At 73.6% G+C, this 24,218-nt stretch carries 26 protein-coding genes; 12 read left to right on the top strand and 14 right to left on the bottom strand.

Annotation, left to right across the window (positions count from 1 at the left end):
* Positions 1 to 63 precede the first annotated feature (63 nt).
* From paaE to paaA, 5 genes are read right to left on the bottom strand one after another with little or no spacing between them, the layout of a single operon-like run.
* A complete protein-coding gene (gene paaE, locus OHB09_RS31300) occupies positions 64 to 1,215 on the bottom strand; it encodes a 1,2-phenylacetyl-CoA epoxidase subunit PaaE (protein ID WP_328922904.1) in 1,152 nt (383 codons plus the stop codon).
* On the bottom strand, positions 1,215 to 1,745 hold the full coding sequence (gene paaD / locus OHB09_RS31295) for a 1,2-phenylacetyl-CoA epoxidase subunit PaaD (RefSeq protein ID WP_328922903.1): 531 nt from the start codon (positions 1,743 to 1,745) through the stop codon (positions 1,215 to 1,217). Before paaD ends, paaE begins: the two co-directional genes overlap by 1 nt.
* The gene (gene paaC / locus OHB09_RS31290) at positions 1,742 to 2,584 is read right to left on the bottom strand and encodes a 1,2-phenylacetyl-CoA epoxidase subunit PaaC (RefSeq protein ID WP_328922902.1); all 843 of its coding nucleotides are present in this window, start codon (positions 2,582 to 2,584) and stop codon (positions 1,742 to 1,744) included. Before paaC ends, paaD begins: the two co-directional genes overlap by 4 nt.
* Before the next feature lie 9 nt (positions 2,585 to 2,593).
* Positions 2,594 to 2,896: a 1,2-phenylacetyl-CoA epoxidase subunit PaaB gene (paaB, locus tag OHB09_RS31285; RefSeq protein WP_006139943.1), complete on the bottom strand. Its 303-nt coding sequence runs from the start codon at positions 2,894 to 2,896 to the stop codon at positions 2,594 to 2,596.
* On the bottom strand, positions 2,893 to 3,885 hold the full coding sequence (gene paaA, locus OHB09_RS31280) for a 1,2-phenylacetyl-CoA epoxidase subunit PaaA (RefSeq protein ID WP_006139944.1): 993 nt from the start codon (positions 3,883 to 3,885) through the stop codon (positions 2,893 to 2,895). The genes paaB and paaA overlap by 4 nt, the downstream gene beginning before the upstream one ends.
* Before the next feature lie 316 nt (positions 3,886 to 4,201).
* Between paaA and paaI the strand changes: the two genes are divergently transcribed.
* Together paaI and paaK are read left to right on the top strand one after the other, a co-directional pair.
* On the top strand, positions 4,202 to 4,618 hold the full coding sequence (gene paaI, locus OHB09_RS31275; RefSeq protein WP_328923077.1) for a hydroxyphenylacetyl-CoA thioesterase PaaI: 417 nt from the start codon (positions 4,202 to 4,204) through the stop codon (positions 4,616 to 4,618).
* 2 nt (positions 4,619 to 4,620) lie between these two features.
* Complete coding sequence (gene paaK, locus OHB09_RS31270; RefSeq protein WP_093594691.1) at positions 4,621 to 5,967, top strand: phenylacetate--CoA ligase PaaK; 1,347 nt, start codon at positions 4,621 to 4,623, stop codon at positions 5,965 to 5,967.
* Between the two features lie 83 nt (positions 5,968 to 6,050).
* On the opposite strand, the gene OHB09_RS31265 is transcribed toward paaK, so the two are convergent.
* Positions 6,051 to 6,527: an ATP-binding protein gene (locus tag OHB09_RS31265; protein ID WP_319117638.1), complete on the bottom strand. Its 477-nt coding sequence runs from the start codon at positions 6,525 to 6,527 to the stop codon at positions 6,051 to 6,053.
* Positions 6,528 to 6,712: 185 nt separating this feature from the next.
* Here OHB09_RS31265 and OHB09_RS31260 point away from each other — a divergent pair, with 185 nt between their 5' ends.
* Together OHB09_RS31260 and ku are read left to right on the top strand one after the other, a co-directional pair.
* Entirely contained in the window at positions 6,713 to 7,672 is a 960-nt protein-coding gene (locus OHB09_RS31260) for a hypothetical protein (RefSeq protein ID WP_319117637.1), read from the top strand.
* A 189-nt stretch (positions 7,673 to 7,861) separates the two neighbouring features.
* Positions 7,862 to 8,983: a non-homologous end joining protein Ku gene (gene ku / locus OHB09_RS31255; RefSeq protein ID WP_191892032.1), complete on the top strand. Its 1,122-nt coding sequence runs from the start codon at positions 7,862 to 7,864 to the stop codon at positions 8,981 to 8,983.
* A gap of 323 nt (positions 8,984 to 9,306) precedes the next feature.
* On the opposite strand, the gene proP is transcribed toward ku, so the two are convergent.
* Both proP and OHB09_RS31245 read right to left on the bottom strand, forming a co-directional pair.
* Complete coding sequence (gene proP, locus OHB09_RS31250) at positions 9,307 to 10,815, bottom strand: glycine betaine/L-proline transporter ProP (RefSeq protein ID WP_234528613.1); 1,509 nt, start codon at positions 10,813 to 10,815, stop codon at positions 9,307 to 9,309.
* Between the two features lie 231 nt (positions 10,816 to 11,046).
* Positions 11,047 to 11,538 carry a peptidylprolyl isomerase gene (locus OHB09_RS31245; RefSeq protein WP_006139953.1) on the bottom strand — a complete coding sequence of 164 codons (492 nt, stop codon included), beginning with the start codon at positions 11,536 to 11,538 and terminating at the stop codon, positions 11,047 to 11,049.
* 134 nt (positions 11,539 to 11,672) lie between these two features.
* On the opposite strand from OHB09_RS31245, the gene OHB09_RS31240 reads away from it, so the two are divergent.
* The 3 genes from OHB09_RS31240 (at position 11,673) to OHB09_RS31230 (ending at position 15,050) form a co-directional block, all read left to right on the top strand.
* Positions 11,673 to 13,127 carry an aldehyde dehydrogenase family protein gene (locus OHB09_RS31240; protein ID WP_191853654.1) on the top strand — a complete coding sequence of 485 codons (1,455 nt, stop codon included), beginning with the start codon at positions 11,673 to 11,675 and terminating at the stop codon, positions 13,125 to 13,127.
* A gap of 109 nt (positions 13,128 to 13,236) precedes the next feature.
* Positions 13,237 to 13,809, top strand: a complete 573-nt coding sequence (locus OHB09_RS31235; protein ID WP_328923076.1) for a TetR/AcrR family transcriptional regulator — start codon at positions 13,237 to 13,239, stop codon at positions 13,807 to 13,809.
* A gap of 65 nt (positions 13,810 to 13,874) precedes the next feature.
* Entirely contained in the window at positions 13,875 to 15,050 is a 1,176-nt protein-coding gene (locus OHB09_RS31230) for a GDSL-type esterase/lipase family protein (RefSeq protein WP_328922901.1), read from the top strand.
* Between the two features lie 28 nt (positions 15,051 to 15,078).
* Here OHB09_RS31230 and OHB09_RS31225 read toward each other — a convergent pair whose 3' ends face one another.
* Positions 15,079 to 15,531: a hypothetical protein gene (locus tag OHB09_RS31225; RefSeq protein ID WP_319351271.1), complete on the bottom strand. Its 453-nt coding sequence runs from the start codon at positions 15,529 to 15,531 to the stop codon at positions 15,079 to 15,081.
* A gap of 167 nt (positions 15,532 to 15,698) precedes the next feature.
* The gene (locus OHB09_RS31220; RefSeq protein WP_319351277.1) at positions 15,699 to 16,649 is read right to left on the bottom strand and encodes an alpha/beta fold hydrolase; all 951 of its coding nucleotides are present in this window, start codon (positions 16,647 to 16,649) and stop codon (positions 15,699 to 15,701) included.
* A gap of 148 nt (positions 16,650 to 16,797) precedes the next feature.
* Between OHB09_RS31220 and OHB09_RS31215 the strand changes: the two genes are divergently transcribed.
* Positions 16,798 to 17,412 (top strand): TetR/AcrR family transcriptional regulator, encoded by a 615-nt coding sequence (locus OHB09_RS31215; protein WP_006139960.1) that lies wholly within the window; start codon positions 16,798 to 16,800, stop codon positions 17,410 to 17,412.
* A 17-nt stretch (positions 17,413 to 17,429) separates the two neighbouring features.
* Here OHB09_RS31215 and OHB09_RS31210 read toward each other — a convergent pair whose 3' ends face one another.
* Positions 17,430 to 18,503, bottom strand: a complete 1,074-nt coding sequence (locus tag OHB09_RS31210; protein ID WP_319351272.1) for an alkene reductase — start codon at positions 18,501 to 18,503, stop codon at positions 17,430 to 17,432.
* A 116-nt stretch (positions 18,504 to 18,619) separates the two neighbouring features.
* Between OHB09_RS31210 and OHB09_RS31205 the strand changes: the two genes are divergently transcribed.
* The 3 genes from OHB09_RS31205 to OHB09_RS31195 all read left to right on the top strand — a co-directional run bounded on the left by OHB09_RS31205 (position 18,620) and on the right by OHB09_RS31195 (position 20,412).
* Positions 18,620 to 19,090 carry a MerR family transcriptional regulator gene (locus OHB09_RS31205; protein ID WP_006139962.1) on the top strand — a complete coding sequence of 157 codons (471 nt, stop codon included), beginning with the start codon at positions 18,620 to 18,622 and terminating at the stop codon, positions 19,088 to 19,090.
* The gene (locus OHB09_RS31200) at positions 19,087 to 19,596 is read left to right on the top strand and encodes a DinB family protein (protein WP_191892029.1); all 510 of its coding nucleotides are present in this window, start codon (positions 19,087 to 19,089) and stop codon (positions 19,594 to 19,596) included. The genes OHB09_RS31205 and OHB09_RS31200 overlap by 4 nt, the downstream gene beginning before the upstream one ends.
* Positions 19,597 to 19,956: 360 nt before the next feature.
* Entirely contained in the window at positions 19,957 to 20,412 is a 456-nt protein-coding gene (locus OHB09_RS31195; protein ID WP_040894977.1) for a tellurite resistance TerB family protein, read from the top strand.
* Between the two features lie 78 nt (positions 20,413 to 20,490).
* On the opposite strand, the gene OHB09_RS31190 is transcribed toward OHB09_RS31195, so the two are convergent.
* Complete coding sequence (locus tag OHB09_RS31190) at positions 20,491 to 21,441, bottom strand: M48 family metalloprotease (RefSeq protein WP_328918171.1); 951 nt, start codon at positions 21,439 to 21,441, stop codon at positions 20,491 to 20,493.
* Positions 21,442 to 21,444: 3 nt separating this feature from the next.
* Positions 21,445 to 21,927 carry a BlaI/MecI/CopY family transcriptional regulator gene (locus tag OHB09_RS31185; RefSeq protein WP_093594662.1) on the bottom strand — a complete coding sequence of 161 codons (483 nt, stop codon included), beginning with the start codon at positions 21,925 to 21,927 and terminating at the stop codon, positions 21,445 to 21,447.
* Between the two features lie 233 nt (positions 21,928 to 22,160).
* Here OHB09_RS31185 and OHB09_RS31180 point away from each other — a divergent pair, with 233 nt between their 5' ends.
* Entirely contained in the window at positions 22,161 to 22,958 is a 798-nt protein-coding gene (locus OHB09_RS31180) for an SAM-dependent methyltransferase (protein WP_093594659.1), read from the top strand.
* Between the two features lie 70 nt (positions 22,959 to 23,028).
* Here OHB09_RS31180 and OHB09_RS31175 read toward each other — a convergent pair whose 3' ends face one another.
* Complete coding sequence (locus OHB09_RS31175) at positions 23,029 to 24,186, bottom strand: NADH:flavin oxidoreductase/NADH oxidase (RefSeq protein ID WP_191853650.1); 1,158 nt, start codon at positions 24,184 to 24,186, stop codon at positions 23,029 to 23,031.
* Positions 24,187 to 24,218 lie beyond the last annotated feature (32 nt).

The raw sequence follows: 24,218 nt of genomic DNA, 5'->3' as shown, positions 1-24,218 counted from the left end.
CGACGCCCGAGGGCTGTCAGGGGTGCGGGGGCGCGAGGACTCCCGCACCGCTGACACTCGCCCTCAGCTGTCGTAGTCGACCGTCAGCGTCTCCGTCACCGGGTGGCTCTGGCAGGTGAGGACGTATCCGGCGTCCACCTCGGCCGGTTCCAGCGCGTAGTTGCGCCGCATGTCCACCTCGCCCGCCGTGACGCGCGCCCGGCACGTTCCGCAGACGCCGCCCTTGCAGGCGAACGGCAGGTCGGGCCGCACCCGGCTCGCGGAGTCCAGGACGGTCGCCCCGCGCGGGAGCACGAAGGTGGTGGCCCGGCCGTCCAGGACGACGGTGACCCGGCTGACGGGGCCGTCGACGGGCGCCTCCTCGTGCCGCGCGGTACGCACCGGTTCGTCGTCCGCGTAGAACAGCTCCTGGTGGATCCGCTCCCCCGGCACGCCCAGCCCGGCCAGGACCTCGTGGGCGTCGCGCACCATGCCGTGGGGGCCGCACAGCCACCAGTGGCCGGCGCCCTCGACGTCCACCAGCGCCTCGACGAGCGTGCCGAGCCGGCCGGCGTCCAGCCGCCCGGTGAACAGCTCCGCCTCGCGGGGCTCCCGGGAGAGCACGTGGACGAGCTGGAAGCGGGTGGGGTACAGGTCCTTGAGGTCGGCCAGTTCGTCCGCGAACATCACCGAGCCGGTGCGGCGGTTGCCGTAGAAGAGGGTGACGCGGCAGCGGGTGTCGGCGGCCAGGACGGATTCCGCGATGGACAGCATCGGGGTGATGCCGGACCCGGCGGCGATCAGGACGTGGTGGGCGGGCACGGTCAGGTCCGGGGTGAAGGCGCCGGTGGGCGTCATCACCTCGATCGTGTCGCCGGGCCGCACCTCGTGGACCAGCCAGGAGGAGAACAGTCCCCCGGGCACCTCGCGCACCGCGATGCGCGGCGCGCTCCCGGCGGGGGCGCAGAGGGAGTACGAGCGTCGCTCGTCGCGGCCGTCGACGCGGCGGCGCAGGGTGAGGGACTGCCCGGGCTCGAAGGCGAAATCCCCGGTCAGTTCCTCGGGCACCTCGAAGCCGATGGCGGCCGCGTCCTCGCACAGCCGTTCCACGGAAGCGACCCGCAGCGGGTGGAAGACGGGGCGGCGGCGGGGTCGACGGGCCGTGACCGTCGACCCCGGGGCGGCGGTCCCCGTCGCGCGGGCGGGGCCGAGGGCTCCAGGGAGCACGTCGTCCATCAGATCTCCTTGAAGTGCTCGAACGGCTCACGGCAGTCGAGGCAGCGCCACAGCGCCTTGCACGAAGTGGAGCCGAAGCGGGAGGTCTCCTCGGTGCGGGACGAACCGCAGCGGGGGCAGGGCACCGCGCGCCGCGTCGGCGACAGCGAAAGGGATACGGGGCCGCCGGCGGGCCGGGGCGCCGGGCCGGGCGGGGCGATGCCGTGCGCGGCGAGCGTGCGGCGGCCCTCGGGGGTGATCCAGTCGGTGGTCCAGGGCGGGTCGAGGACCGTACGGACCTCGACCCGCGGGTGTCCGGCGGCGCGCAGCCGGGCGGCCACCTCCGCGCGCATCTCGGCCATGGCGGGACAGCCGGAGTAGGTGGGCGTGAGGTCGGCGACGACCGTCCCGTCCTCCTCCACCCGTACGTCGCGCAGGACGCCCAGGTCGGCGAGGGTGAGCATGGGCAGTTCGGGGTCCGGCACCCGGGCGGCGACGCGCCGGGCGGCGGCCGCGGCCGTGCCGCGCGGGTCGAGGGTGCGCACGGTCACCACGCGGCTTCCGGGTGGGCGCGGGCCACGCTCTGCAGTTCGGCGAGGAGCGGGGCGAGGTGCGCGGTGTGGGTGCCCTCGCGGCCGGCGCCGGGGAGCGCGGCCCCTTCGAACGGGGGCAGTCCGGCCGCCTCGGTGACCTGGGCGAGCACGGCGGTGACCTCCTCGCGCACGTCGCAGGCGGCGAAGAGCTCGTCGAGGTAGGGGGCCACGGCGTCCAGTGCGGCCCGCATCCGGCGGTGCGACTCCTCGGTGCCGTCCCCGAGCCGGAGGGCCCACTCGGCGGCGTACTGCCGGTGGTAGGCGAGCTCCTTGATCCCCTTGGCGGCGACGGCGGCGAGGACCGGGTCGGGCGAGGCGGTGAGCCGCTGGAACCCGGCGAGCCGCCAACTGGAGAGCACCAGCAGCCGCACGATCGTGAACGCGAAGTCCCCGTTGGGAAGTTCGGCGAGGCGGACGTTGCGGAAGTCGGCGGCGTCGCGGAAGTAGGCGTAGGCGTCCTCGCCGCGTCCGGTGCCGTCGGTCTGGCCGCAGCGCGCGTACAGCAGCCGGGCCTGGCCGAGCAGGTCGAGCGCGATGTTGGCGAGCGCGACCTCCTCCTCCAGTTCCGGGGCGCGGGTGGTCCACTCGGTGAGCCGCTGGGCCGAGACCAGCGCGTCGTCGGCGAGGGCCAGGCAGCGGGCGGCCAGCGCGGCGGTGTCGAGGCCGGCGGGCACGGCGGTGTCCACGCCGTGCAGCGGGTCCTCGAAGCCGGTGCCGAAGGCCCAGCGGGCGTCGCCCTCGTCGGCGCCCGCGTCCGGTCCCTGGGCGAGGGACAGATAGACGTGGTCGTCGCTCATGCCCTGCTCCTAGATGTGGGGGACGTCGTCGGGGATGTCGTAGAAGGTGGGGTGCCGGTAGACCTTGTCGGCGCTCGGGTCGAAGAACGGGTCCCGTTCCTCGCGGGTGGAGGCGGTGATCAGGTCGCTGCGCACCACCCAGATGCTGACGCCCTCGTTGCGCCGGGTGTACAGGTCGCGGGCGTGGGTGAGGGCCATCCGGTCGTCCGCCGCGTGCAGGGAGCCGACGTGCACGTGGTTCAGGCCGCGCTTGCCGCGGACGAAGACCTCGTACAGCGGCCAGTCGCCCCTGGGGGTCGTGGTGTCGCTCATGCGGCCATTCCTCGCTTGCTCCGGGACGCCTGCTTGGCGGCGTGGGCGGCGGCCGCCTCGCGCACCCAGGCGCCCTCCTCGTGGGCGGTGCGGCGCCGTTCCATGCGCTCGGCGTTGCAGGGGCCCTCGCCCTTGATGACGCGGACCAGTTCGTCGAAGTCGGGGGTGCCGAAGTCGTACCGGCCGCGCTCCTCGTTCCAGCGCAGTTCCGGATCGGGCAGGGTGACGCCGAGGGCCTCGGCCTGCGGGACCGTCATGTCGACGAAGCGCTGCCGCAGTTCGTCGTTGCTGTGCCGCTTGATCTTCCAGGCCATGGACTGCGCCGAGTTGGGCGAGTTCTCGTCGGGCGGGCCGAACATCATCAGGGAGGGCCACCACCAGCGGTTCACGGCGTCCTGGACCATCTCGCGCTGGGCCTTCGTGCCGCGGGTCATCGTGCGCAGCAGTTCGTACCCCTGCCGCTGGTGGAACGACTCCTCCTTGCAGACGCGCACCATGGCGCGGGCGTAGGGGCCGTAGGAGCTGCGGCACAGCGGGACCTGGTTGCAGATCGCCGCGCCGTCCACGAACCAGCCGATGACGCCGACGTCCGCGAAGGTGAGCGTCGGGTAGTTGAAGATCGACGAGTATTTCTGGCGGCCTTCGAGGAGCCGGTCGTTCAGCTCCGCGCGGTCCACGCCCAGGGTCTCCGCGGCGGAGTACAGGTAGAGGCCGTGCCCGGCCTCGTCCTGCACCTTGGCCAGCAGGATCGCCTTGCGGCGCAGCGAGGGGGCGCGGGTGATCCAGGCGGCCTCGGGCTGCATGCCGATGATCTCCGAGTGCGCGTGCTGCGCGATCTGCCGGATCAGCGTCCTGCGGTAGCCGTCCGGCATCCAGTCGCGCGGCTCGACGCGCTGGTCGCGCGCGATCGTCGCCTCGAAGCGTTCCTGGAGGTCCGCCGGGCCGGTGCCGCCCGGTGCCGGGGGTGCGCCGGATTCCGTCGTGGTCATCTGCCCGCCTTCCGCCACGTGTGCCTCTCGCCTCGTGCCCGGCCCCACGCGGTCGCCCCGCGCGCGGTCGCGGACACCTGCGCCAACCGACCGTTCGTTCGGTCCATCTTACGGCGAAACCCCGTGGTCCTGGCAAGACCCGAGGGCACGCACCACCCCTTGACACCCCTCGACATGGCTGGATTACATGACCGTGCCGTCCGAAACCGAATGGTCGGTCGGGCGCCGTCCCGGCGCCGGACGGCCAAGGGCGGCACGAGACGGGTGGCGGCAGGTGACACGGAACGCACAGGTGGAACCGGATCCCGCGCGGAGGATGTTCGAGGCGGACGAGGCCTCCCGGCGGCTCGGCATCGAGATCGTCGAGTACGGGGAGGGCACCGCCGTCCTGCGCATGACGGTGACGGCCTCGATGGTCAACGGGCACGGCATCGCGCACGGCGGCTATCTGTTCCTCCTCGCCGACACGGCCTTCGCCTGCGCCTGCAACGGCGGCCCGGTGACCGTGGCGGCCGGCGCGGGCATCGACTTCGTGGCCCCGGCCCACGAGGGCGACGTCCTCGTGGCCACCGCGCGGGAACGCACCCGGTTCGGCCGCAGCGGCCTGTACGACGTGAGCGTCCTGCGCGGCGAGGAGACGATCGCGGAGTTCCGCGGCCGCAGCCGCACGCTCGGCAGGACGCGGGCGGACTCCCCGCAGGACACCGGGGCCGGCGCCCGGACGAAGGAGTGAGCATGAGCAGCGAAGCGAAGACCCCGGCGGACGCGGCACCCCGGCGCGGCCTGCCGCTCCCGGCGGAACTGCGGGACGAGGCCGAACGGATGCCCCTCGAGGAGCTGCGCGCCCTCCAGCTCACCCGGCTGCGCACCACCCTGCGGCACGCCTACGAGCACGTCGAGCTGTACCGCAAGAAGTTCGACGCGGCCGGCGTCACCCCCGAGGACTGCCGCTCCCTGGAGGACCTCGCGCGGTTCCCGTTCACCACCAAGGCCGATCTGCGCGAGACGTACCCCTTCGGGATGTTCGCCGTCCCCATGGACGAGGTCCGCCGTGTCCACGCCTCCAGCGGCACCACCGGACGCCCCACCGTCGTCGGCTACACCGAGCACGACCTCTCCGTCTGGGCGGACCTCGTCGCCCGTTCGATCCGTGCCGCCGGCGGCCGCCCCGGCCACAAGGTGCACATCTCCTACGGGTACGGCCTGTTCACCGGCGGCCTGGGCGCGCACTACGGCGCCGAGCGGGCCGGCTGCACCGTGATCCCGGCCTCGGGCGGGATGACCGCGCGCCAGGTGCAGATCATCCAGGACTTCCGGCCCGAGATCATCATGGTCACCCCGTCCTACATGCTCACCCTGCTCGACGAGTTCGAGCGCCAGGGCATCGACCCGCGCTCCACCTCCCTGCGGGTCGGCATCTTCGGCGCCGAGCCGTGGACCGAGGAGATGCGCCGGGAGATCGAGGAGCGCCTGGATCTGCACGCCGTGGACATCTACGGGCTCTCGGAGGTGATGGGCCCCGGCATCGCCCAGGAGTGCGTCGAGACCAAGGACGGACTGCACGTGTGGGAGGACCACTTCCTGCCCGAGATCGTCGACCCGGTGACCGACGAGGTGCGGGAGACGGGCGAAAGCGGGGAGCTGGTCCTCACCTCCCTCACCAAGGAGGCCCTGCCCGTCGTCCGCTACCGCACCCGCGACCTCACCCGGCTGCTCCCCGGCACGGCCCGCCCGGCCTTCCGCCGCATCGAGAAGATCACCGGCCGCTGCGACGACATGCTCATCCTGCGCGGGGTGAACGTGTTCCCCAGCCAGATCGAGGAGCTCGTGCTGCGCACCCCCGGCGTCGCCCCGCACTTCCAGCTCCGTCTGACCCGGCAGGGCCACCTGGACCACATGGCCGTCCGGGTCGAGGCCCGCCCCGGGGCCACCGCCGAGCAGCGCGAGGCCGCGGCGGGGGCCCTCGCGCGGGGCATCAAGGACGGCGTGGGGCTGACGGCGGAGGTGTCCGTGGTGGACCCGGAGACGCTGGAACGCTCGGTGGGCAAGATCCGCCGCGTCCAGGACCTGCGACAGCGCTGAGGCGGGAGCGGGGGGCGCGAGCCACCCTCAGCCGTGAGCGGCTGCCGGACGGACGCCCACGAGGGAGCGGCCACCGGCGGACGTCATCGCACGCCGGGGTTGCCGTGGGGGTCCTCGGCCAGGGCGACCGAGGCGATCGTGCGCTTGCCGACCGGTTCGCGGTGCACCTCGTAGCTGTGGCACACGGCCATCACTATCTCCAGACCGTGCTGGCCCACCCGGCCCGGATCGGCCGCCTTGGCCACCGGCAGCACGGGGGCGCTGTCCCAGACGGCGATGTGCACCCGGTCGGCGCGCTCGGCGTCCAGTCCGAGGTCGACCAGGCAGGGCCCGCTCGCGTACTTGCAGGCGTTCGTCATCAGTTCGCTGACCACGAGCTGCGCCGAACCGAACGCGCGTTCCGTGACCGTCACACCGTGCGCGGACCGGAGCCGGGTCAGGAAACCCCGGACCAGCTCACGCGCCCGCGCGATGTCGCCGGGCACGCCGTCGAAGGCCGCGGAGACCCGCATCGGCCCGTCGTCGAGCAACTGGTCCCTGTTCCGGGCAGCGCCGTCCATCCGATCCGCCCTCTTCCCGAGCTCTGACCGTCGTTCCTCAAGCCGTCTACCCACAAAGTCGGCGCCCACCGGAATTCGCCGAGCCCGTTGCCGGGTCTCCCTACAGGCCCGGATTTCCCTCCCGGCCGAGGTTTCCCGCACACGCCCGCGTGCGCGGACGGCCGCCCCGGTGGAGGCTGAACCGCATGCGGGACAAGGGCAGGGGCCACCGGCACGACGGCCGGGACGGAGCCGGGTCGGCCCTCGACGAGCTGTACGCCACACCGCCGTCCGCTTTCGTCGCCCGGCGTGCGGAACTGGCCGCCGCCGCGAAGGCCGAGGGACGCGCGGAGGACGCCCGCGCCCTGCGCGCCGCCCGCCGCCCCACCCTGGCCGCCTGGGCGGCCAACCTTCTGCTGCGCGCCGAACCCGAGGAGAGCCGGCGGTTCCTGCGGCTCGGGCGGTCGCTGCGCGAGGCGTACCGCACGCTGGACGCCGCCGGGCTCAAGGAGCTGTCGGCACGGCGCCGGAGCGTCGTGGCCGCGCTGTCCGGGCAGGCCGCCCGGCACGCCGAGGACGCCGGGCACCGGCTGTCGGACGCCGCGCGCCGGGAGGTCGAGGAGACCCTGCGGGCGGTGCTCGCCGACCCGGAGGCCGCCGAACGGTGGGCCACCGGCCGACTGGAACGTGGACTCACGCCGCCGTCCGCCTTCCCCATGGGGAGCACCGGGGCACCGGACGGCGGCGCCGAGGACGCGACAGGGCCGAAGGAGGCGCCGCGCCCGCCTCCCGCGTCACGCCCCGCCGCGAAGAAGGCACCGGCCCGTGACGAGCTCGCCGAGCGACGGCGCGTCCGGCAGGAGCGCCTGGCCCGGGCCCGGGAGGCAGCACGGGAGGCCGGGGAACGGCTGGACGGCAGGAGGGCGGAGGAGGCGGACACCGGCGCGGGGCTGGAACGGGCCGGGGAGCGCGTCGAGGCGGCCCGGGAGCGGGTGTCCGCGGCCGAGCGGGCGCTGCGGGAGGCCCGCGCGGAGCTGGAGCGGGCCGAAGGGGAGCGACGGCGCGCCGAGGAGGGCCACCGGACGGCGGCCGAGGCGCTCGCCGAGGCCGAACGGGAGGCACACCGGACGGCACGGGAGCTCGAGCGGTCGGAACGGCGGCGGTAGCCGCGGCCCGGCCACGCGGATCGCGACCGTGCAGCGGGCGTCACCCGTGCCCGGAGGGCTTACTCCGCCCGCCACGCCGGACGCGCGTCCCCCGGCGCCAGGTGCCAGCGTGGTCGGCGACAGGGCCCCGTCGGCGCGCCGCGGGCGGGGCGGGCCCGGCGGCACGGCACGGGATGGGAGTGGGTGGTCATGGCACGCGCGATCTGGACCGGCGTCCTCACCTTCGGGCTGGTCACGGTGCCGGTCGGCCTGTTCACCGCGACCGAGGACCACACCGTCCACTTCCACCAGTTGCAGCGAGGCACCGCCGACCGGGTCCGCAACAAGCGGATCAACGAGCGCACCGGCGAGGACGTCGACACCAAGGACATCGTCAAGGGCTACGAGGTCGAGCCGGGCGAGTACGTCGTCGTGGAGCCCGAGGAACTCGACGAGGTCGCCCCCGGCCGCTCCCGGACCGTCGACATCACCGACTTCGTGGAGCTGGCCGAGATCGAGCCGGTCTACTTCGCCCGTACGTACTACGTCGCCCCGCGCGGTGAGCAGTACCTGAAGGTGTACGAGCTGCTGCGCGCGGCGCTGGAGCGGACCGGCCGGGTGGGGATCGCCACCTTCGTCATGCGCGGCAGGCAGTATCTGACGGCGCTGCGCGCCACGGAGCGGGTCCTGGTGCTGCAGACCCTGCACTGGGCGGACGAGGTGCGCGACCCCGGCGGGGAACTGCCCGAGCTGCCGTCCGAGCGAGTGGAGGGCGGCAAGGAGCTGGACATGGCGGCTCGGCTCGTCGAGACGCTCAGCGCGCCGTGGGAGCCCGCCCGCTACCACGACACCTATCAGGAGAGGGTGCGCGAGCTGGTGCGGGCCAAGGCGGAGGGGCAGGAGGTCGCGGCCACGGAGGAGGCGCCGGAGGCCACCGACGTCCTCGATCTGATGACCGCCCTGCAGGGCAGCATCGACCGGGCGGGCGGGACCTCCCGGGAGAAGCGGCCGGGACGCGAGGAGCGGAAGACGGAGCGCTCGCGCGCCTCGGCGAAGGAGGACCGGCGGCCCGAGGGGCGGAAGGACGACCGCGGCCGTACCGCCTCCCAGCCCGGTCGCGGCCGGGCACCCGCGAGGTCGGACCGGGGGTCCTCGTCGGAGACCGGGCACGGGCGCGCCGCCGGCAGGTCCGACCTGCGGAAACTGAGCAAAGCGGAGCTGTACCGGCGGGCCGCCGACCAGGGCGTCGAGGGCCGCTCCCGGATGAGCCGCGACGACCTCGTCGAGGCACTCTCCCGGTCGGGGAAGGGCCGGAAGAAGGCCGCCGCCTGACGAGCTGGGGCCGGGTCCATCCCCGAGGGGGCGGCCCCGGCCACGACGACCCGCCTCGCGGACCCGGCCACGGACTCCGGCCTCGCGGACCCGGCGCGCGGGCCCGACCCGGGGGCCCGACCCGGGGGCCCGACCCGGGGGCCCGACCCGGGGGCCCGACCCGGGGGCCCGACCCGGGGGCCCGACCCGGGGGCCCGACCCGGGGGCCCGACCCGGGGGCCCGACCCGGGGGCCCGACCCGGGGGCCCGACCCGGGGGCACCGGCGCGCGGGCCAGGCCCGGCGGCGCCGGCGCCGGGACTCCGCCCCGCCCTCGCCCCCGGGTCAGAACCTCGGCACCTGCGCCTGGCTCTCGACCATCTCCGCCGCCTCCTCCGCGGTCGCCACCGACGGAGGCGAGCCCGCCAGCGGGCGCCGGGCCGTCTCCTTCATGCATGCCACCGAGACGACACCGACGAGGGCCGCCGCCACCGCGTAGAAGGCCGGCATCAGATCGCTGCCGGTGAGGGAGATCAGCGCGGTGATCACCAGCGGGGTCGTGCCGCCGAACAGGGAGGCGGAGAGGTTGTAGCCGATGGACAGGGAGCCGTAGCGCACCTGGGTCGGGAAGAGGGCGGGCAGCGCCGCGGACATCGTGCCGAGCAGGCAGACCAGCGACAGGCCCAGCATCAGCATGCCGCCGGAGACCGCCACCAGGCTGCCCTGCTCGACCAGTAGGAAGGACGGGATCGACAGCACGAGGAAGCCGAGCATTCCGGCCATGAGCACCGGCTTGCGGCCGACCCGGTCGGAGAGCTTGCCGACCTGGTTGATGACCAGCATCAGCACCACCATGGTGATGATGAGGATCAGCAGGCCGTGCGTCTCGGAGTAGCCCATCTCGTCGGAGAGGTAGGTCGGCATGTACGACAGCAGCATGTAGTCGCAGATGTTGTAGGCGCCGACGAGGCTGATGCACAGGATGAGCGTGGGCCAGTACTCGCGGAAGATCTTCGCGATATCGCCCTTCGCGGTCGACTCCACCGTGGAGGCCGCCTCGGAGGCCCGGTGGGACGAGGAGTCCTCGAGCTTCTGGAAGGCGGGCGTCTCGTCCAGTTTGAGCCGCAGGTAGAGGCCGATCAGCCCGATGGGCCCGGCCACCAGGAAGGGCACCCGCCATCCCCAGGAGTGCATGCCGTCACTGCCGAGGAGGGCGGTGAGGACGGTCACCAATCCGGAGGCGCCGACGTAGCCGGCCAGCGTGCCGAGTTCGAGGAAGCTGCCGAAGAAGCCGCGGCGCCGGTCCGGCGCGTACTCGGCGATGAAGGTGGAGGCGCCGCCGTACTCGCCGCCCGTGGAGAAGCCCTGCACCAGCCGGAAGAGGATCAGCAGGGCGGGCGACCAGAAGCCGATGGCGGCGTACGAGGGGATGAGGCCGATGGCGAAGGTGCCGATCGCCATCAGGATCATGGTGAGGGCGAGGACCTTCTTGCGGCCGATCTTGTCGCCCATCGGTCCGAAGACCATGCCGCCCAGGGGGCGTACCAGGAAGGAGACGGCGAAGGTGGCGAAGGACGACAGGAGCTGCACGGTGTCGTTCCCCGACGGGAAGAACACCTGGCCGATGGTGACGGCGAGGTAGCTGTAGATCCCGAAGTCGAACCATTCCATGGCGTTGCCGAGCGAGGCCGCCTTGACCGCGCGCCGCACCGCCGACTCGTCGGTGACGGTGATGTCGGTGCGCCGCAACGGGGGGTTCCGGCGCCGGTTCACCGCCCTGAACAGTCTGCGGTGGCGCTTCAGGGCCTCGCTGTCGGCGTCGAGCGGGGGGAGATCGGTGTCACTGTCCGCCATTGAGGGCTCCTATCTGCCGGCACACGGGGGTCCACGGCATCACCTACTCGCTCGCGGCCCGGGCAAACCGGCCACCCTCCGTGGCGGAAAACACTCGTCCGGATCAGCGACCGCCACGGGCGGGGAACCTCGTGTCCGCCCGCCCGGTTCCCGGCCCGGGAAAACCCGAAGGGGCCCGGGGACGTACCCCGGGCCCCTTCTCGCGCGACGGCGGTGGGCCGAACCGCTCGCTCAGACCGTGCCCGAGGCGGCGATGGTGACCTTGCCCTTGGGGGCGCCGGACTGGCTGCCCAGGGCCTCGATCTGGTCGACCAGCTCCTTGCCCTCGACGACCTCGCCGAAGACGACGTGCTTGTTGTCGAGCCAGGACGTCACGACCGTCGTGATGAAGAACTGCGAGCCGTTGGTGTTCGGGCCGGCGTTGGCCATCGAGAGCAGGTACGGCTGGGTGTGCTTGTGCGTGAAGTTCTCGTCGGCGAACTTCTCGCCGTAGATGCTCTTGCCGCCGGTGCCGTTGCCCCGGGTGAAGTCACCGCCCTGGAGCATGAACTGCGGAATGATGCGGTGGAAGGACGAACCGGCGTAGCCGAACCCGTGCTCACCGGTGGCCAGCTCGCGGAAGTTCCTCGCGGTCTTCGGCACGTCCTCGTCGTACAGCTTGAAAACGATGCGGCCCGCGGGCTGGTCGTTGATGGTGATGTCGAAATACACGTTGGATCCCATGGGAAGATCATGGCATGTTGCCCCCGGCGGCAGCAGCCTGGCCCCGCAAAAGCCGCTTGTCGGTCACCGGGGATCGCCTCCCGCCGGGGTCATCGAGCGCTCCTGGGGTACGCACCCAGGAGAAGGAGGCCGCCATGACATTCCTGGACAGTGACCTCTGGGCGGGGAGGTTCCTCAGCGAGGGCTGGGAGGACGCCCCGCGGACACGGGCCGTCGTCGAACCCGCGACCGGCGAGCGGCTGGGCACGGTGGGCCTGCCCGGGGTCGAGGACGTGGGACGGGCGGCCGCGCGGGCTGCCGGGGCGCAGCGCGCCTGGGCCGCGACCGCCCCGCAGGAGCGGGCCGCCGTGCTGCGCCGCGCGGGCGAGCTCTTCAGGGAGCACGCCGGTGAGGTCGGGGACTGGCTGGTGCGCGAGGCCGGTTCGGTGCGGTCCAAGGCGGAGTTCGAGGTGGACCTCGCGATCGGTGAGTGCTTCGAGTGCGCGGGCCTGCCCACGCATCCGCAGGGCGAGGTGCTCGCCTCGCAGGGGCCGCGCTGGTCGATGTCCCGCCGCCGGCCCTCGGGGGTCGTCAGTGTGATCGCGCCGTTCAACTTCCCGCTGATCCTGGGTCTGCGCTCGGTGGCGCCCGCGCTCGCCCTCGGCAACGCGGTGCTGCTCAAGCCGGACCCGCGCACGGCGGTGAGCGGCGGTGTCGTCCTCGCCCGGATCTTCGAGGAGGCGGGGCTCCCGGCGGGCGTACTGCACCTGCTGCCGGGTGACGGCGCGGTCGGCGAGGCGGTGGTGGAGGCGCCTCAGGTGCGGGTGGTCTCCTTCACCGGTTCGACGCCGGTGGGGCGGGCGATCGGCGAACGGGCCGGGCGGCTGCTGAAGCGGGCCCATCTGGAGCTGGGCGGGAACAACGCCCTGGTCGTGCTCCCGGGGGCGGACGTGGCACGGGCGGCCTCGGCGGGTGCGTTCGGCTCGTATCTGCACCAGGGGCAGATCTGCATGACGGCCGGCCGGCACCTCGTGCACGAGTCGCTCCTCGAGGAGTACACCGCCGCGCTCGCCGCGAAGGCCGAGGCACTGCCGGTCGGGAACCCGGCCCGCGAGGACGTGGCGCTCGGCCCGCTGATCGACCGGCACCAACTGGAACGGGTGCACGGCCTCGTCACCGGGAGCGTCGCGGCGGGCGCGAGGGTGGCGGCGGGCGGCGAGATCGTGGGCGCCTGCTACCGGCCCACGGTGCTGACCGGGATGAGGACGGACATGCCGGCCTGGCGCGAGGAGATCTTCGGCCCGGTGGCGCCCGTCCTCGGCTTCTCGACGCCGGAGGAGGCCGCCCGCCTCGTCGAGGACAGCGCATACGGGCTGTCCGTCGGCATCCTCGGCGACGTCGGGGCGGCGATGACGCTCGCCGACCGCATCGAGTCGGGCATCGTCCACATCAACGCGCAGACCGTCGCCGACGAACCGCAGGCGCCGTTCGGCGGGGTCGGGGCGTCCGGGACCGGCTCACGCCTCGGCGGCGCGACCGCGAACATCGAGGCGTTCACCGAGACCCAGTGGCTCACCGTGCGGCCGGACATCGCCGAGTATCCGTTCTGAGCCGGAGACCTTTCCCGCAGCTTCACACCTAATGCTGGTATGCATTTGCCTAAAAGGTTTAGGTAAATGCATACTCACCATGGACGCCGTCGAAGTGAGGGGAAGCGTCATGGTGCGTGCGGGGCTGACCGCGGAACGACTCGCCCGTGCGGGTGCGGAACTGGCCGACGAGGTCGGTTTCGACCAGGTCACGGTGTCGGCGCTGGCCCGGCGGTTCGACGTCAAGGTCGCCAGCCTGTACTCCCATGTGAAGAACTCGCACGACCTCAGGACCCGGATCGCCCTCATCGCCCTCGAGGAACTCGCCGACCGCGGGGCCGCCGCCCTCGCCGGACGCGCCGGCAAGGACGCGCTCACCGCACTGGCGGACGTCTACCGGGACTACGCCCGGGAGCACCCCGGCCGCTACGACGCGGCGCGGTACCGGCTCGACCCGGAGACCGCGGCCGCGAGCGCGGGCGGCCGGAACGCGCAACTGACACGGGCGGTGCTGCGCGGCTACGACCTCACCGGGCCGGAGCAGACCCACGCCGTCCGGCTGCTCGGCAGCGTCTTCCACGGCTACGTCAGCCTGGAGGCGGCCGGCGGATTCAGCCACAGCGCCCCGGACTCGCAGGCGAGCTGGGCGCGCATCATGGACGCCCTCGACGCCCTGCTGCGCAATTGGCCCCCGGCGGCCTGAGCGCGTCCACCCGGCGTGCCCCGCGACACCCCTCCCCGAACGAGAGCCTGAGGCAGCACCCCCCCATGAACGACTGGATCACCACCCCCCTCTCCCCCGCCCTCGTGCGCGGCGCCCTGGAACTGGAGCGCACCGCGCGGGGCCTGCTCCCGCACCGGCTGCCCGCCCGGGCCCGCGCCCAGTTCTCCGACGGGCAGCTCGCCATGGCCGAGTCGCAGCCGTCCGGCGTGCGGCTCGTCCTCCGTACCCGGGCCACGGCGATCGAGCTGGACACGCTCCCCACCAAGAGGGAGTACGTCGGGGCCCCGCCCCGCCCGGACGGCGTCTACGACCTGCTGGTCGACGGACGGCTGTTCGGGCAGGCGAGCGTCACCGGCGGCGACACCCTGGTCGTCGACATGACCGCCGGCACCTTCGAGACCCGGCCCGGCGCCCCGGGCACCGTCCGGTTCACGGACCTGCCCGAGGGACCCAAGGACGTAAAGCTCTGGCTGCCGCACGACGAGACGACCGAGCTCCTCGCCCTGCGCACCGACGCCCCCGTCGAGCCGGCGGCGGACCGGGGCCGCCGGGTGTGGCTGCACCACGGCAGCTCGATCAGCCACGGATCGAACGCCGCGAGCCCCTCCACCACCTGGCCGGCGCTGGCCGCCTCCCTGGGCGGGGTGGAGCTGGTCAACCTGGGGCTCGGCGGCAGCGCCCTGCTGGACCCCTTCACCGCCCGCGCCATGCGGGACACCCCCGCCGACCTGCTCAGCGTCAAGATCGGCATCAATCTTGTCAACGCCGATCTCATGCGCTTGCGTGCGTTCACCCCGGCCGTCCACGGCTTCCTCGACACGCTCCGTGAGGGCCACCCGAGGACGCCGCTGCTGGTCGTCTCACCGATCCTGTGCCCGATCCACGAGGACACCCCGGGCCCGAGCGTCCCGGACTTCTCCGACATCGCCGCCGGCCGGCTGCGCTTCCGGGCGGCCGGGGACCCGGCCGAGCGCGCCGCCGGGAAACTGACGCTGAACGTCATCCGCGAGGAACTGGCCCGGATCGTGGCGCAGCGAGCGGCCGAGGACCCGTATCTGCACCACCTCGACGGCCGCGAACTGTACGGCGAGGCCGATGCCGCCGAGCTGCCGCTGCCGGACGCGCTCCACCCGGACGCGGCCTCCCACCGCCGCATCGGCGAACGCTTCGCGGCCTCCGTCTTCACGGAGGGCGGCCCCTTCGGGACGGGGAAGGCGTAGGGCCTTCCCCGCACCGTCCCGCGCGGGATCAGCCGGCGTGCAGGGTGCCCTCCTCCAGGGTGAAGTGCTGCGGCTCGGAGCAGCCGAGGGAGGGCGTCCTCAGCAGGCTGATCTCGATCGGCGCGGGTTCGCTGCTCGACGTGGAGAACCGGCAGACGGCGCCCTTGCCGGTGAGCGGGTACCAGAACCAGCCCTCCGGCTCGCCGACCAGTGCGCTGTCGGACTGCCGCCAGGCGCCGCCGCTGTGGGTGTAGACCCGCAGCCGCACGGAGGCGGTGTAGTCGTCGGCCGTGCCGCGCTCCGCCGTGAGCGTGAGCTTGTAGTCCTCGCCGAGCACCGAGGAGGCGATCGGATGGGTCTCGGCGGCGGTCGCGGACTCGGCGCCCGCCGTGCCTGCGCCGGCCAGCGACAGAACGCCCGCGGTGAGGACGGCGAGCGCCGCGACGGTGCCCCGGCGGGCATTCCTGTGGTGCGTGTTCATGTGTTCCCCCGTACAGGTGTGGTCCGGAACGCGGGGCTGGGGAGAGGGAGAAGGCGGGCGGTATCCGCCCATTGGCCCCTTGTCCGACTCGATGTACCCCGTTTCCGCTTACCGACTGAGACATCCCGGCTTGGCCGAAGGTTGTACGGGGGATCGGGAAACGCCCCTCAGTCGTCCTTCCCCTCCCGGTAGGGGGCGAGGAAGCCGGTGAGTGCCTCGAGCATCGCCTCGGGGGCCTCCTCGGCGGGGTAGTGCCCGCAGCCGGGCAGGACGAGGGTCTCCACGTCGTCCGCTCCGCGCGCCATCGTCTCGCCGACCCCCGCGCCGAGCACCTCCCCTCCCCCGATCGCCAGCACGGGGAGGGTGAGCCGGCGCAGGGCGCGGCGCTCGTTCTGCGCCATCGTCTCGCCCAGTGCCCGGTAGGGGGCGAAGCTGCACCGCAGGGCCTCGGGGTCGCGGGCGAGGGTGTCGATGTAGTACCGGACGGCGCTCACGGGCAGCGGCTTCGCCGCCTTGGTGGCGAACTGGTGGCCGAAGAAGAGCTCTTCGCGGCCGCTGACGAGTTGTTCGTTCAGCTCCGGGAGCCGGTTGAACGCGAAGTGCGCCAGCCGGTTGTTGGCCTCCGTGCTCCCGAAGAGCGGCGGCGAGGGGGACAGTCCGGGGATGGCGGCCTCGGCGACGGCCAGGCGCGCCACCCGCTCCGGGTGGTCCGCGGCCAGGGCGTACCCCATCCACATCCCGATGTCGTGACCGACCACGGCGAACCGGTGGTGTCCGAGCGCCGTCATCAGGTCCGCCGTGTCGGCGGCGAGCGTGCCGGTGTCGTAACCGTCCCGGGGCTTGTCGGAGAGGCCGACTCCGCGCGGGTCGACCGCGACGACCCGGAAGCGGCGGGCCAGTTCCGGCATCAGGAGCCGCCAGGCGTACCAGTTCTGCGGCCACCCGGACAGGAGCAGCAGCGCGGGACCCTCGCCGCCGGTGACGGCGTGCAGGCGCAGGGTTCCGGTGTCGACGTACCCGCTGGTGAAGGTGTCGGCGAAGCCGGGCGGCAGGTCGGGGACGCCGGTGACGGAGCCGGGGCCCTCGGGCGTGGACGTGCTGGGGGCAGGGGTGGGCATGGCGTGGCCTTTCGACGCGGGGGCCTCGGTCGATGCCACGCTAACCATCTTGGACCGATCGGTCAATGATCAGTCGACCGATCGGTCCAAGATGGTTGTAGGGTGTCGGTGGACGCGGGCGCACGAGCCGGAAGGACAGGTGGGCGGCATGCCGGGCAGGAAGCAGTTCGACGTGGACGAGGCCCTCGACCGGGCCATGCGCGTCTTCTGGGAGCGCGGCTACGCCGACGCCTCGCTCGACACCCTGGGTACCGCGACCGGCCTGGGCCGCGGTTCCCTCTACGGCGCCTTCGGCAACAAGGACGCCCTCTTCCGCTCGTGCCTGGACCGGTACGCCTCGCGCTACGGCACCCACCACGAGGAGGCGCTCACGGCGCATGCGGGAGATCCGGCGCGTGCGGTGGAGGCCTTCCTGGAGGCCACCCTCGCCCGCATCGAGGACCCCTCGCTGCCCACCGGGTGCCTCATCGCGCAGTCGGCCGCGCAGTCGGCGACGCTGGAGGAGGACAGCGGAGCCCGGGTGCGCGCTCTGCTCGAGGGGCAGCGCCGCCGGGTGCGGGCAGCCCTGGCCCCGGCCCCCGCCGAGGGGCACGTGCTGGACGAACTCGCCACGTACGTCGTGGCCGTCAACCAGTCGCTCGCCGTCCTGAGCCGGGCCGGCACCCCGGTGTCCGAGCTGCGCGCCGTGGCCCGGCTCGCCCGCACCACGGTGGCGGACACCCTCGCCCGGGCGGCGGACGGCGGCGGCCGTCCGCCGGCCTGAGACCTGAGCGGGCCCGCTCAGGCCGCGTACTGGTACGTCGGGTAGGTCAGGTAGCCCTTGTCGCCGCCCGTGTAGTACGTGGCCTCGTCGACCGGGGCGAGCGGAACCCCCGTGCGCAGGCGCTCCACCAGGTCCGGGTTGGCGAGGAAGCCGCGGCCGAAGCTGATGAGGTCGGCGCCGAGCCCGAGCCAGTGGTCGGCCTCGGCGCGGCCGGCCTGCTTGGCGCCCATGGGGAGCACCGGGTTCATGACGAGCGTGCCGGGCCAGGCCCGCCGCAGTTCGAGGAGCACGGCCTCCTCGGCGGTGGCCTCCAGGTGGACGTAGGCCGGCTCCAGTCGGGCGAGCTCGGTGAGCAGGGCGGTGTAGAGCCCGGGCACGTCCTCCTCCTCGACGCCCCAGAAGGTGCCGCCCGGGGAGAGCCGGATACCGGTCCGCGCGGCCCCCACGGCGTCGATGGTGGCGGCCACGGCCTCGACGGCGAACCGGATGCGGTTGGCCGTGGAGCCGCCGTAGCGGTCGGTGCGCAGGTTGGCGTTGGAGGAGAGGAACTGGGAGATCAGATAGCCGTTGGCACCGTGCAGTTCCACGCCGTCGAAGCCGGCGTCGAGGGCGCGGCGGGCGGCCGTCGCGTAGGACAGCGCCTGCTCGGGGACCTCCTCGGTCTCCAGGGCACGGGGAACGGGCGGGGCCTGCGGACCCGTCGGGGTGAAGACCTCACCGGTGGCGGCGACGGCGGACGGGCCCACGGGCCGGTGGCCGGTGGTGTCGGGGTGGGAGACCCTGCCGCCGTGCATGAGCTGGGCGAAGATGCGGCCGCCGTTGGCGTGCACGGCGGCCGTGACGGGCCGCCAGGAGTCGACCTGCGCGTCCGTGTACAGCCCGGGGGTGCCGGGGTTCGACTGCCCGACGAGGCTCGGCTGCACGCCTTCGGAGACGATGAGTCCGGCGCTCGCGCGCTGGGCGTAGTACGTGGCCATCGAAGGGGTGGCCAGCCCCTCGGCGGTGGCGCGGACCCTGGTCATCGGTGCCATCACCGTGCGGTTGGGAAGCGTGAGTCCGCCGAGGCGGTAGGCGTCGAAGAGACTGGTCATGCGAGACTCCGTGGGATGCGGGGCGCCCGGATCTCGGGCACGGCGCTACGCTAAAACCTGACATTGACGTCAGAGGCAAGGTCTGTGCGACAGGTCACAGCGGGTGGGAGGACGGCATGCGCATCGGGGAGCTCGCGTCACGGGCCGGGGTCAGCGTCCGGTCGGTGCGCTACTACGAGGAGCAGGGGCTGCTGACGAGCGTGCGCAGCCCCAGCGGGCAGCGGCACTACACCGAGGACCAGGTCGAGCGGGTGGGGTTCATCCAGCGGATGTACACCGCGGGGCTCTCCAGCCGGACCATCCTCGAACTGATGCCCTGCGTGGACGCGCCCAGCATGGACAACTCCGACGCCGCCCTGGAGCGGATGACGCAGGAGCGCGAACGGCTGTCCCGCCACATCGAGCAGCTCGTCGAGACCCGGGACTCGCTCGACCGGCTGGTGGCGGTGGCCACGGCCTACCGGGAGCTCCTGCACGCCCGCAGTGAACCGGTCTCCCCCGACCGTCCGAACTCCTGCGCGCCCGAGGCCGCCCGCGGACGGGGGCCGGAGAGCAGCCAGGCGCCGGCGGGGAGCGCGCACGCGTGAGCACCGATCCCCGTGTCCCGCCGCCGCACCTCGGCAGTGAGCGGGAGACCCTGCGCGCGTTCCTCGAGTACCACCGGGCGACGCTCGCCATGAAGTGCGAGGGGCTTAGCGACGAGGAACTGCGGCGTCGCTCCTCGCCGCCCTCGACGCTGACGCTGCTCGGCCTGGTCCGGCACATGGCCGAGGTGGAACGCGCCTGGTTCCGCCGGGTGTTCGAGGACCACGGGGCGCCGATGGTGTGGTCCGAGACGGTCGACTTCCAGGCGGCGTACGACGCGAGCGCGTCCACCCGCGCGGAGGCGTTCACGGCCTGGGAGGCGGAGGTCGAGGTCTCCCGCCGCATCGAGCGGGAGGCCGCCTCGCTGGACCTGGCCGGGTACCAGCCGCGGTGGGGCGAGCGGGTGTCGCTGCGCATGGTGCTGGTGCACGTCCTGCTGGAGTACGCGCGGCACAACGGCCACGCGGACTTCCTGCGGGAGGGCCTCGACGGCACGGTGGGGGCCTGAGCGCGCCGGGCGGCCGGGCCGCTCGGCGCACCTCCGGGGGAACGCGAAGGCCCCGTCCCGGTGTCCCGGGTCGGGGCCTTCGTCCTGGAGCGCTGGGCAGGCCTTGCACCTGCATCTCCCCGCAGGAAGCGGGGCGTCTTTCCTTGGACGACCAACGCGTGCACTCCGGCCGGTCGTTCACTCCCGGCGGCGTGTTGTGATGATCGTACCCCAGGCTCGCCGGGCGCGCGAATCCACGGATCACCGCTCCCCGGGAGGAACTTGTGGGACCCGCCGGTAGTTTCTACAGTGCTGTCGAAGATCGACGGCAGCCGGTCCGTCGTACGGGTGGGCCGGACCGTTCACCACGTAGGAGTGCGCATGGCCCTGTGGGACCGCTTGAAGGAGTCCGCGTCGACGATGCAGACGCAGCTCACGGCGAAGAAGAACGACCTCAAGAGCGGTGCCTTCCGCGACGCCAGCATGGCGATGTGCGCCCTGGTCGCCGCCGCCGACGGCACCGTGGACCCGTCCGAGCGGCAGCGCGTCGCGCAGCTCATCTCCACCAACGAGGTGCTGCAGAACTTCCCCGCCGAGGACCTGCGCCGCCGCTTCGAGGACAACCTGAACAAGCTCACCACCGACTTCGCGTTCGGCAAGGTCAGCGTGCTCCAGGAGATCGCCAAGGCCAAGAAGAAGCCCGCCGAGGCACGGGCCGTCATCCAGATCGGCATCGTCATCGGCGGGGCCGACGGGGACTTCGACAAGACCGAGCAGGCCGTGGTGCGCGAGGCCTGCTTCTCCCTCGACCTGCCGCCGCACGAGTTCGACCTCTGACGGTCCCTCGCTTCCCCACCATGGCGGGCCCCCCGTCCGCCGTGGGCCCGCGGCGCCCGGCCGGGCGCCGCTCCCGCCCTACAGGGGCGTCGCCGCGCGCAGCAGGGCGATCAGGGTGACGGCGGAGCCGGCCGAGGACATCGCCGAGGCCGCAGCGCCGGCCGCGGCCGCCCAGGCCGCCAGCCCGGCCGCGGTGAACGTGGGCGGCCAGCGGCGCACGGCCGGAGCCGGCTCCAGCAGGGCCGCCACCCTGCGGGGCACGGGCCCGACGGCCGCGAAGGCCGGCAGGGCGGCCCCGGACGCGGCAGCGGGGACGGTGCCGGCGAGCAGCGCGGCCCGGGCCACCGCCCGGGCCGTCACCCGCCGGTCCCCCACCCGGGCCGCGGCCTCCTCGTCGGCCCACCGCTCCACGCTGTACGCCACGCCGGTGCGCAGCGGCCGCAGGAAGGGATTGGCCCGGGCGGCCAGTCCCGCCAGCAGCAGATGGCGGTGGTGGCGGGCGCCGAGATGCGCCCGCTCGTGCGCGAACAGCGCCCGGCGCTCGGACGGGCCGAGGGCGGCGAGCATCCCCGTGGAGACCACGATCCGTCCGCGCCGGGCACCGCGGGCGGGCAGGGTGTGGGCGTAGGGGACGGGGTCCCGGAGCACGGCGACGGTCGTGCCGCGCAGCCCGTGCAGGGCCCGTGCGGCGCGCCGCCGTACACGGTGGTGCCGCAGCAGCAGGGCCGCGCAGGCCCAGGCCGCGCAGCCGAGCGCGCCGATGGCCGCCCTGCCGACCACCTCGTCCCGCGGCACCGCCGCCCGCACCTGAGGGTCCGCCCAGGCGTCCGGGAGCGGATTGCCGGGCAGTTGCGCGGTGCCGACGATCGCCAGCAGCCCCAGGCAGAGCGTGCTGCACACCGCGAGGACCAGGCCGACGCCGGTCAGCAGCCGGGTGGCCGCGCGCGGATGGAGACGGTGCGCGGCGAGCCGGGCGATCGGCCAGGCGGTCAGCGGCAGCACGAGCGGCAGGAGGACGAAGACGCCCACGGCTCAGCGCCCCCGCCCCTCCGGCAGGCCCGCCGGGGACTCGGGCGGCCCTGCCGCCGGCGGTCCTTCGGGGGACGGGGCGGGCACGGTGCCGTGCTCGGCCGGTACGTCCTCCGTCCTGCGCAGCAGGGCGCGCAGCAGCCGTTCGTCCTGGTCCGTGAGGCCGGAGACGAAGCTCGCCAGGACGGCCTCGCGGTCGCTCTCGCCGTCCAGCACCCGGCGCATGCGGTGGGCGGCCAGCCCCGCCTCGTCCGAGGCCGCCGTCCAGGTGAACGAGCGGCCCACCCGCTCCCGGGTCACCGCGTGCTTGCCCTGCAGCCGGGTGAGGATCGTGATCACCGTGGTGTAGGCGAGCGTGGCGCCCAGCCGTTCGCGCACCCACCCCGCCGTCACCGGTCCCGGTGCCGCGCGCAGCGCCGCCAGCACCTGTGCCTCCAACTGCCCCTGGGCGCGCCGCCGGGCGGGCCCCCTGCGCTCCTCGTCCACCGCACCCACTCCCTCGCGACCCGTCCGGGCGCCCGTCCTTCCGCCCGGCGGGATCGACTCATCGTAGTGAGCGCGCGCGCCTCACCGTGCACGACCGCGTCCGCCCGCGGCCTGGCCGGGCGCACGGGGGCGCCGGCGTTCCCTGGCCAGGCGGGCCGGCCCCGTGGTACCGCTGAACCGCCCGCACTCCCGCGGGCCGTGACCACACCGGGAAGACCGCAGCGGAGGCCGACATGACCGACACCGGGTTCAGCGCGAGCGAGATAGACACCGGCACACCGCATTCGGCCCGTATGTACGACTGGTTCCTCGACGGCAAGGACCATTACCCGGCCGACGTCGAGGCCGCCGAGAAGATCGTCGAACTGCTGCCCGATGTCAAGGAGACCGCCTGGTCCAACCGTGAGTTCATGCACCGGGCCGCCCGCTTCCTGGCGCACCGGGGGGTCCGTCAGTTCCTGGACATCGGCACGGGGATACCGACCGAACCCAATCTCCACCAGATCGTGCAGGGCGTCGCGCCCGAGGCCAGGGTGGTCTACGTCGACAACGATCCCATCGTGTTACGCCACGCCGAGGCGCTGCTGCGCAGCACGCCGGAGGGCCGAACTGCCTATCTGCACGCGGATGTGCGGGAGCCGGAGAGGATACTCGCCCGAGCGAGGAAGCACCTGGACTTCGACCGGCCGATCGGCCTGTCGCTCATCGCGCTGCTGCCGTTCGTCGCCGACGGACACGACCCCTACGAGATCGTCGCGACCCTGACGGAGCCGCTGGCACCGGGCAGTCACCTCGTGCTCTCACACGTCACCGGGGAGTTCCAGCCCGAGATCTGGGACCGGGTCGACGCCGTCTACCGGGCCGGGGGGACGCCCGTGAAGGCCCGTTCCCGGGCCGAGGTGACCCGCTTCTTCGACGGGCTCGAACTGTGCGAGCCGGGCGTGGAACTGGCCACCCGCTGGCGTCCGGACCCCGAGGCTCCGGTACGCCGGGACCAGCCGCTGTACGTGGGCGTCGGCCGCAAGCCGTGACGACGGCGGGCACCTCCGCGCCCGTACGGGCCTCGCGCGCGAGCGCGACCGGAGGTGCCCCCGCCCTCCCTCAGACGCGGCTCGTGCGGCGGACGCGCGCGGCCCGCCCGTACTGGGGCGGGAAGGGGTGCTCCTCGCCCAGCGCGAGGGCGGCCTCACGCGGCCAGTACGGGTTGAGCAGCAGCTCGCGGCCGAGCGCCACCGCGTCCGCCTCCCCCTCGGCGAGGATCCGCTCGGCCTGCTCGGGCTCCGTGATCAGGCCGACGGCGGCGGAGGGCAGCCCCGTCTCCCGGCGCACCCGGGCCGCGAAGGGCACCTGGTAGCCGGGCTCGGCGGGGATGCGGGCGTGTGGGACGTTGCCGCCGGTGGAGACGTGGAGCAGGTCGACGCCGTGTTCCTTGAGCAGCGCGGCCAGCCGGACGGTGTCGTCCGCCGTCCAGCCCTCCGGCTCGACCCAGTCGGTGGCCGACACCCGGAAGAAGAGGGCGGTCTCCTCGGGGACGGCCGCGCGGACGGCGTCGGCGACCTCCACGGCGAGCCGGGCGCGGTTCTCGAAGGGGCCCCCGTAGCCGTCCTCGCGGTGGTTGGAGAGCGGGGAGAGGAACTCGTGCAGGAGGTAGCCGTGCGCCGCGTGGACCTCCAGGACCCGGTAGCCGGCCTCGACGGCCCGGCGGGCGGCGGCGACGAAGCCGTCGACGACGCCCCGGATCTCCTCCGCGCTCAGTTCGTGCGGCACCGGGTGACCCTCGTCGAAGGAGAGCGCGCTCGGCGCGACGGGCCGCCAGCCGAGGCGGTCGGACGTCAGCGGGGAACCGCCATGGAATGCGGCGTCGGTGCTGGCCTTGCGGCCGGCGTGGGCGAGCTGGATGCCCGGCACCACCCCGTGCGCGTCGAGGAAGGAGGTGATCCGGCGGTGCGCCCGGACCTGGATGTCGTTCCAGATGCCCAGGTCGTAGGGGCTGATGCGGCCCTCGGGCACCACCGCGGTGGCCTCGACGAGGATCAGCCCGGGACCGCCGACCGCCCGGGCGCCGTAGTGCTGCAGGTGCCAGTCGGTGGGGGCGCCGGTGTCGGCGCCCTCCGCGGGCGCGCTGTACTGGCACATCGGGGCCATCCAGACGCGGTTGGGAAGGGTGACGCCCCGCAGGGTGTACGGCGTGAAGAGACTGCTGGACAAGGGTGCTGCTCCTCCGGGCGGACACACGGTTACGCTTGCTTCGATCGACATTAAATGCATACGCCATCAAAGGGCGAGTCCGT

This window comes from Streptomyces griseoaurantiacus (assembly GCF_036189845.1).
GTDB classification, from domain to species: Bacteria; Actinomycetota; Actinomycetes; order Streptomycetales; family Streptomycetaceae; genus Streptomyces; species Streptomyces griseoaurantiacus.
The sequence above is the reverse complement of the archived record's forward strand: the minus strand, read 5'-3'. Positions and strand labels throughout refer to the sequence as shown.

Coding starts and splice junctions, on each gene's coding strand:
- OHB09_RS31210 (WP_319351272.1), bottom strand. CDS start 18,503: ATGACCAGTCTCTTCGACGCCTACCGCCTCGGCGGACTCACGCTTCCC.
- proP (WP_234528613.1), bottom strand. CDS start 10,815: ATGGCGGACAGTGACACCGATCTCCCCCCGCTCGACGCCGACAGCGAG.
- OHB09_RS31235 (WP_328923076.1), top strand. CDS start 13,237: ATGGTGCGTGCGGGGCTGACCGCGGAACGACTCGCCCGTGCGGGTGCG.
- OHB09_RS31180 (WP_093594659.1), top strand. CDS start 22,161: ATGACCGACACCGGGTTCAGCGCGAGCGAGATAGACACCGGCACACCG.
- OHB09_RS31240 (WP_191853654.1), top strand. CDS start 11,673: ATGACATTCCTGGACAGTGACCTCTGGGCGGGGAGGTTCCTCAGCGAG.
- paaC (WP_328922902.1), bottom strand. CDS start 2,584: ATGAGCGACGACCACGTCTATCTGTCCCTCGCCCAGGGACCGGACGCG.
- OHB09_RS31245 (WP_006139953.1), bottom strand. CDS start 11,538: ATGGGATCCAACGTGTATTTCGACATCACCATCAACGACCAGCCCGCG.
- OHB09_RS31260 (WP_319117637.1), top strand. CDS start 6,713: ATGCGGGACAAGGGCAGGGGCCACCGGCACGACGGCCGGGACGGAGCC.
- OHB09_RS31225 (WP_319351271.1), bottom strand. CDS start 15,531: ATGAACACGCACCACAGGAATGCCCGCCGGGGCACCGTCGCGGCGCTC.
- ku (WP_191892032.1), top strand. CDS start 7,862: ATGGCACGCGCGATCTGGACCGGCGTCCTCACCTTCGGGCTGGTCACG.
- paaE (WP_328922904.1), bottom strand. CDS start 1,215: ATGGACGACGTGCTCCCTGGAGCCCTCGGCCCCGCCCGCGCGACGGGG.
- paaK (WP_093594691.1), top strand. CDS start 4,621: ATGAGCAGCGAAGCGAAGACCCCGGCGGACGCGGCACCCCGGCGCGGC.
- paaB (WP_006139943.1), bottom strand. CDS start 2,896: ATGAGCGACACCACGACCCCCAGGGGCGACTGGCCGCTGTACGAGGTC.
- OHB09_RS31265 (WP_319117638.1), bottom strand. CDS start 6,527: ATGGACGGCGCTGCCCGGAACAGGGACCAGTTGCTCGACGACGGGCCG.
- OHB09_RS31175 (WP_191853650.1), bottom strand. CDS start 24,186: ATGTCGATCGAAGCAAGCGTAACCGTGTGTCCGCCCGGAGGAGCAGCA.
- OHB09_RS31215 (WP_006139960.1), top strand. CDS start 16,798: ATGCCGGGCAGGAAGCAGTTCGACGTGGACGAGGCCCTCGACCGGGCC.
- paaA (WP_006139944.1), bottom strand. CDS start 3,885: ATGACCACGACGGAATCCGGCGCACCCCCGGCACCGGGCGGCACCGGC.
- OHB09_RS31230 (WP_328922901.1), top strand. CDS start 13,875: ATGAACGACTGGATCACCACCCCCCTCTCCCCCGCCCTCGTGCGCGGC.
- paaI (WP_328923077.1), top strand. CDS start 4,202: ATGTTCGAGGCGGACGAGGCCTCCCGGCGGCTCGGCATCGAGATCGTC.
- OHB09_RS31195 (WP_040894977.1), top strand. CDS start 19,957: ATGGCCCTGTGGGACCGCTTGAAGGAGTCCGCGTCGACGATGCAGACG.
- OHB09_RS31205 (WP_006139962.1), top strand. CDS start 18,620: ATGCGCATCGGGGAGCTCGCGTCACGGGCCGGGGTCAGCGTCCGGTCG.
- OHB09_RS31220 (WP_319351277.1), bottom strand. CDS start 16,649: ATGCCCACCCCTGCCCCCAGCACGTCCACGCCCGAGGGCCCCGGCTCC.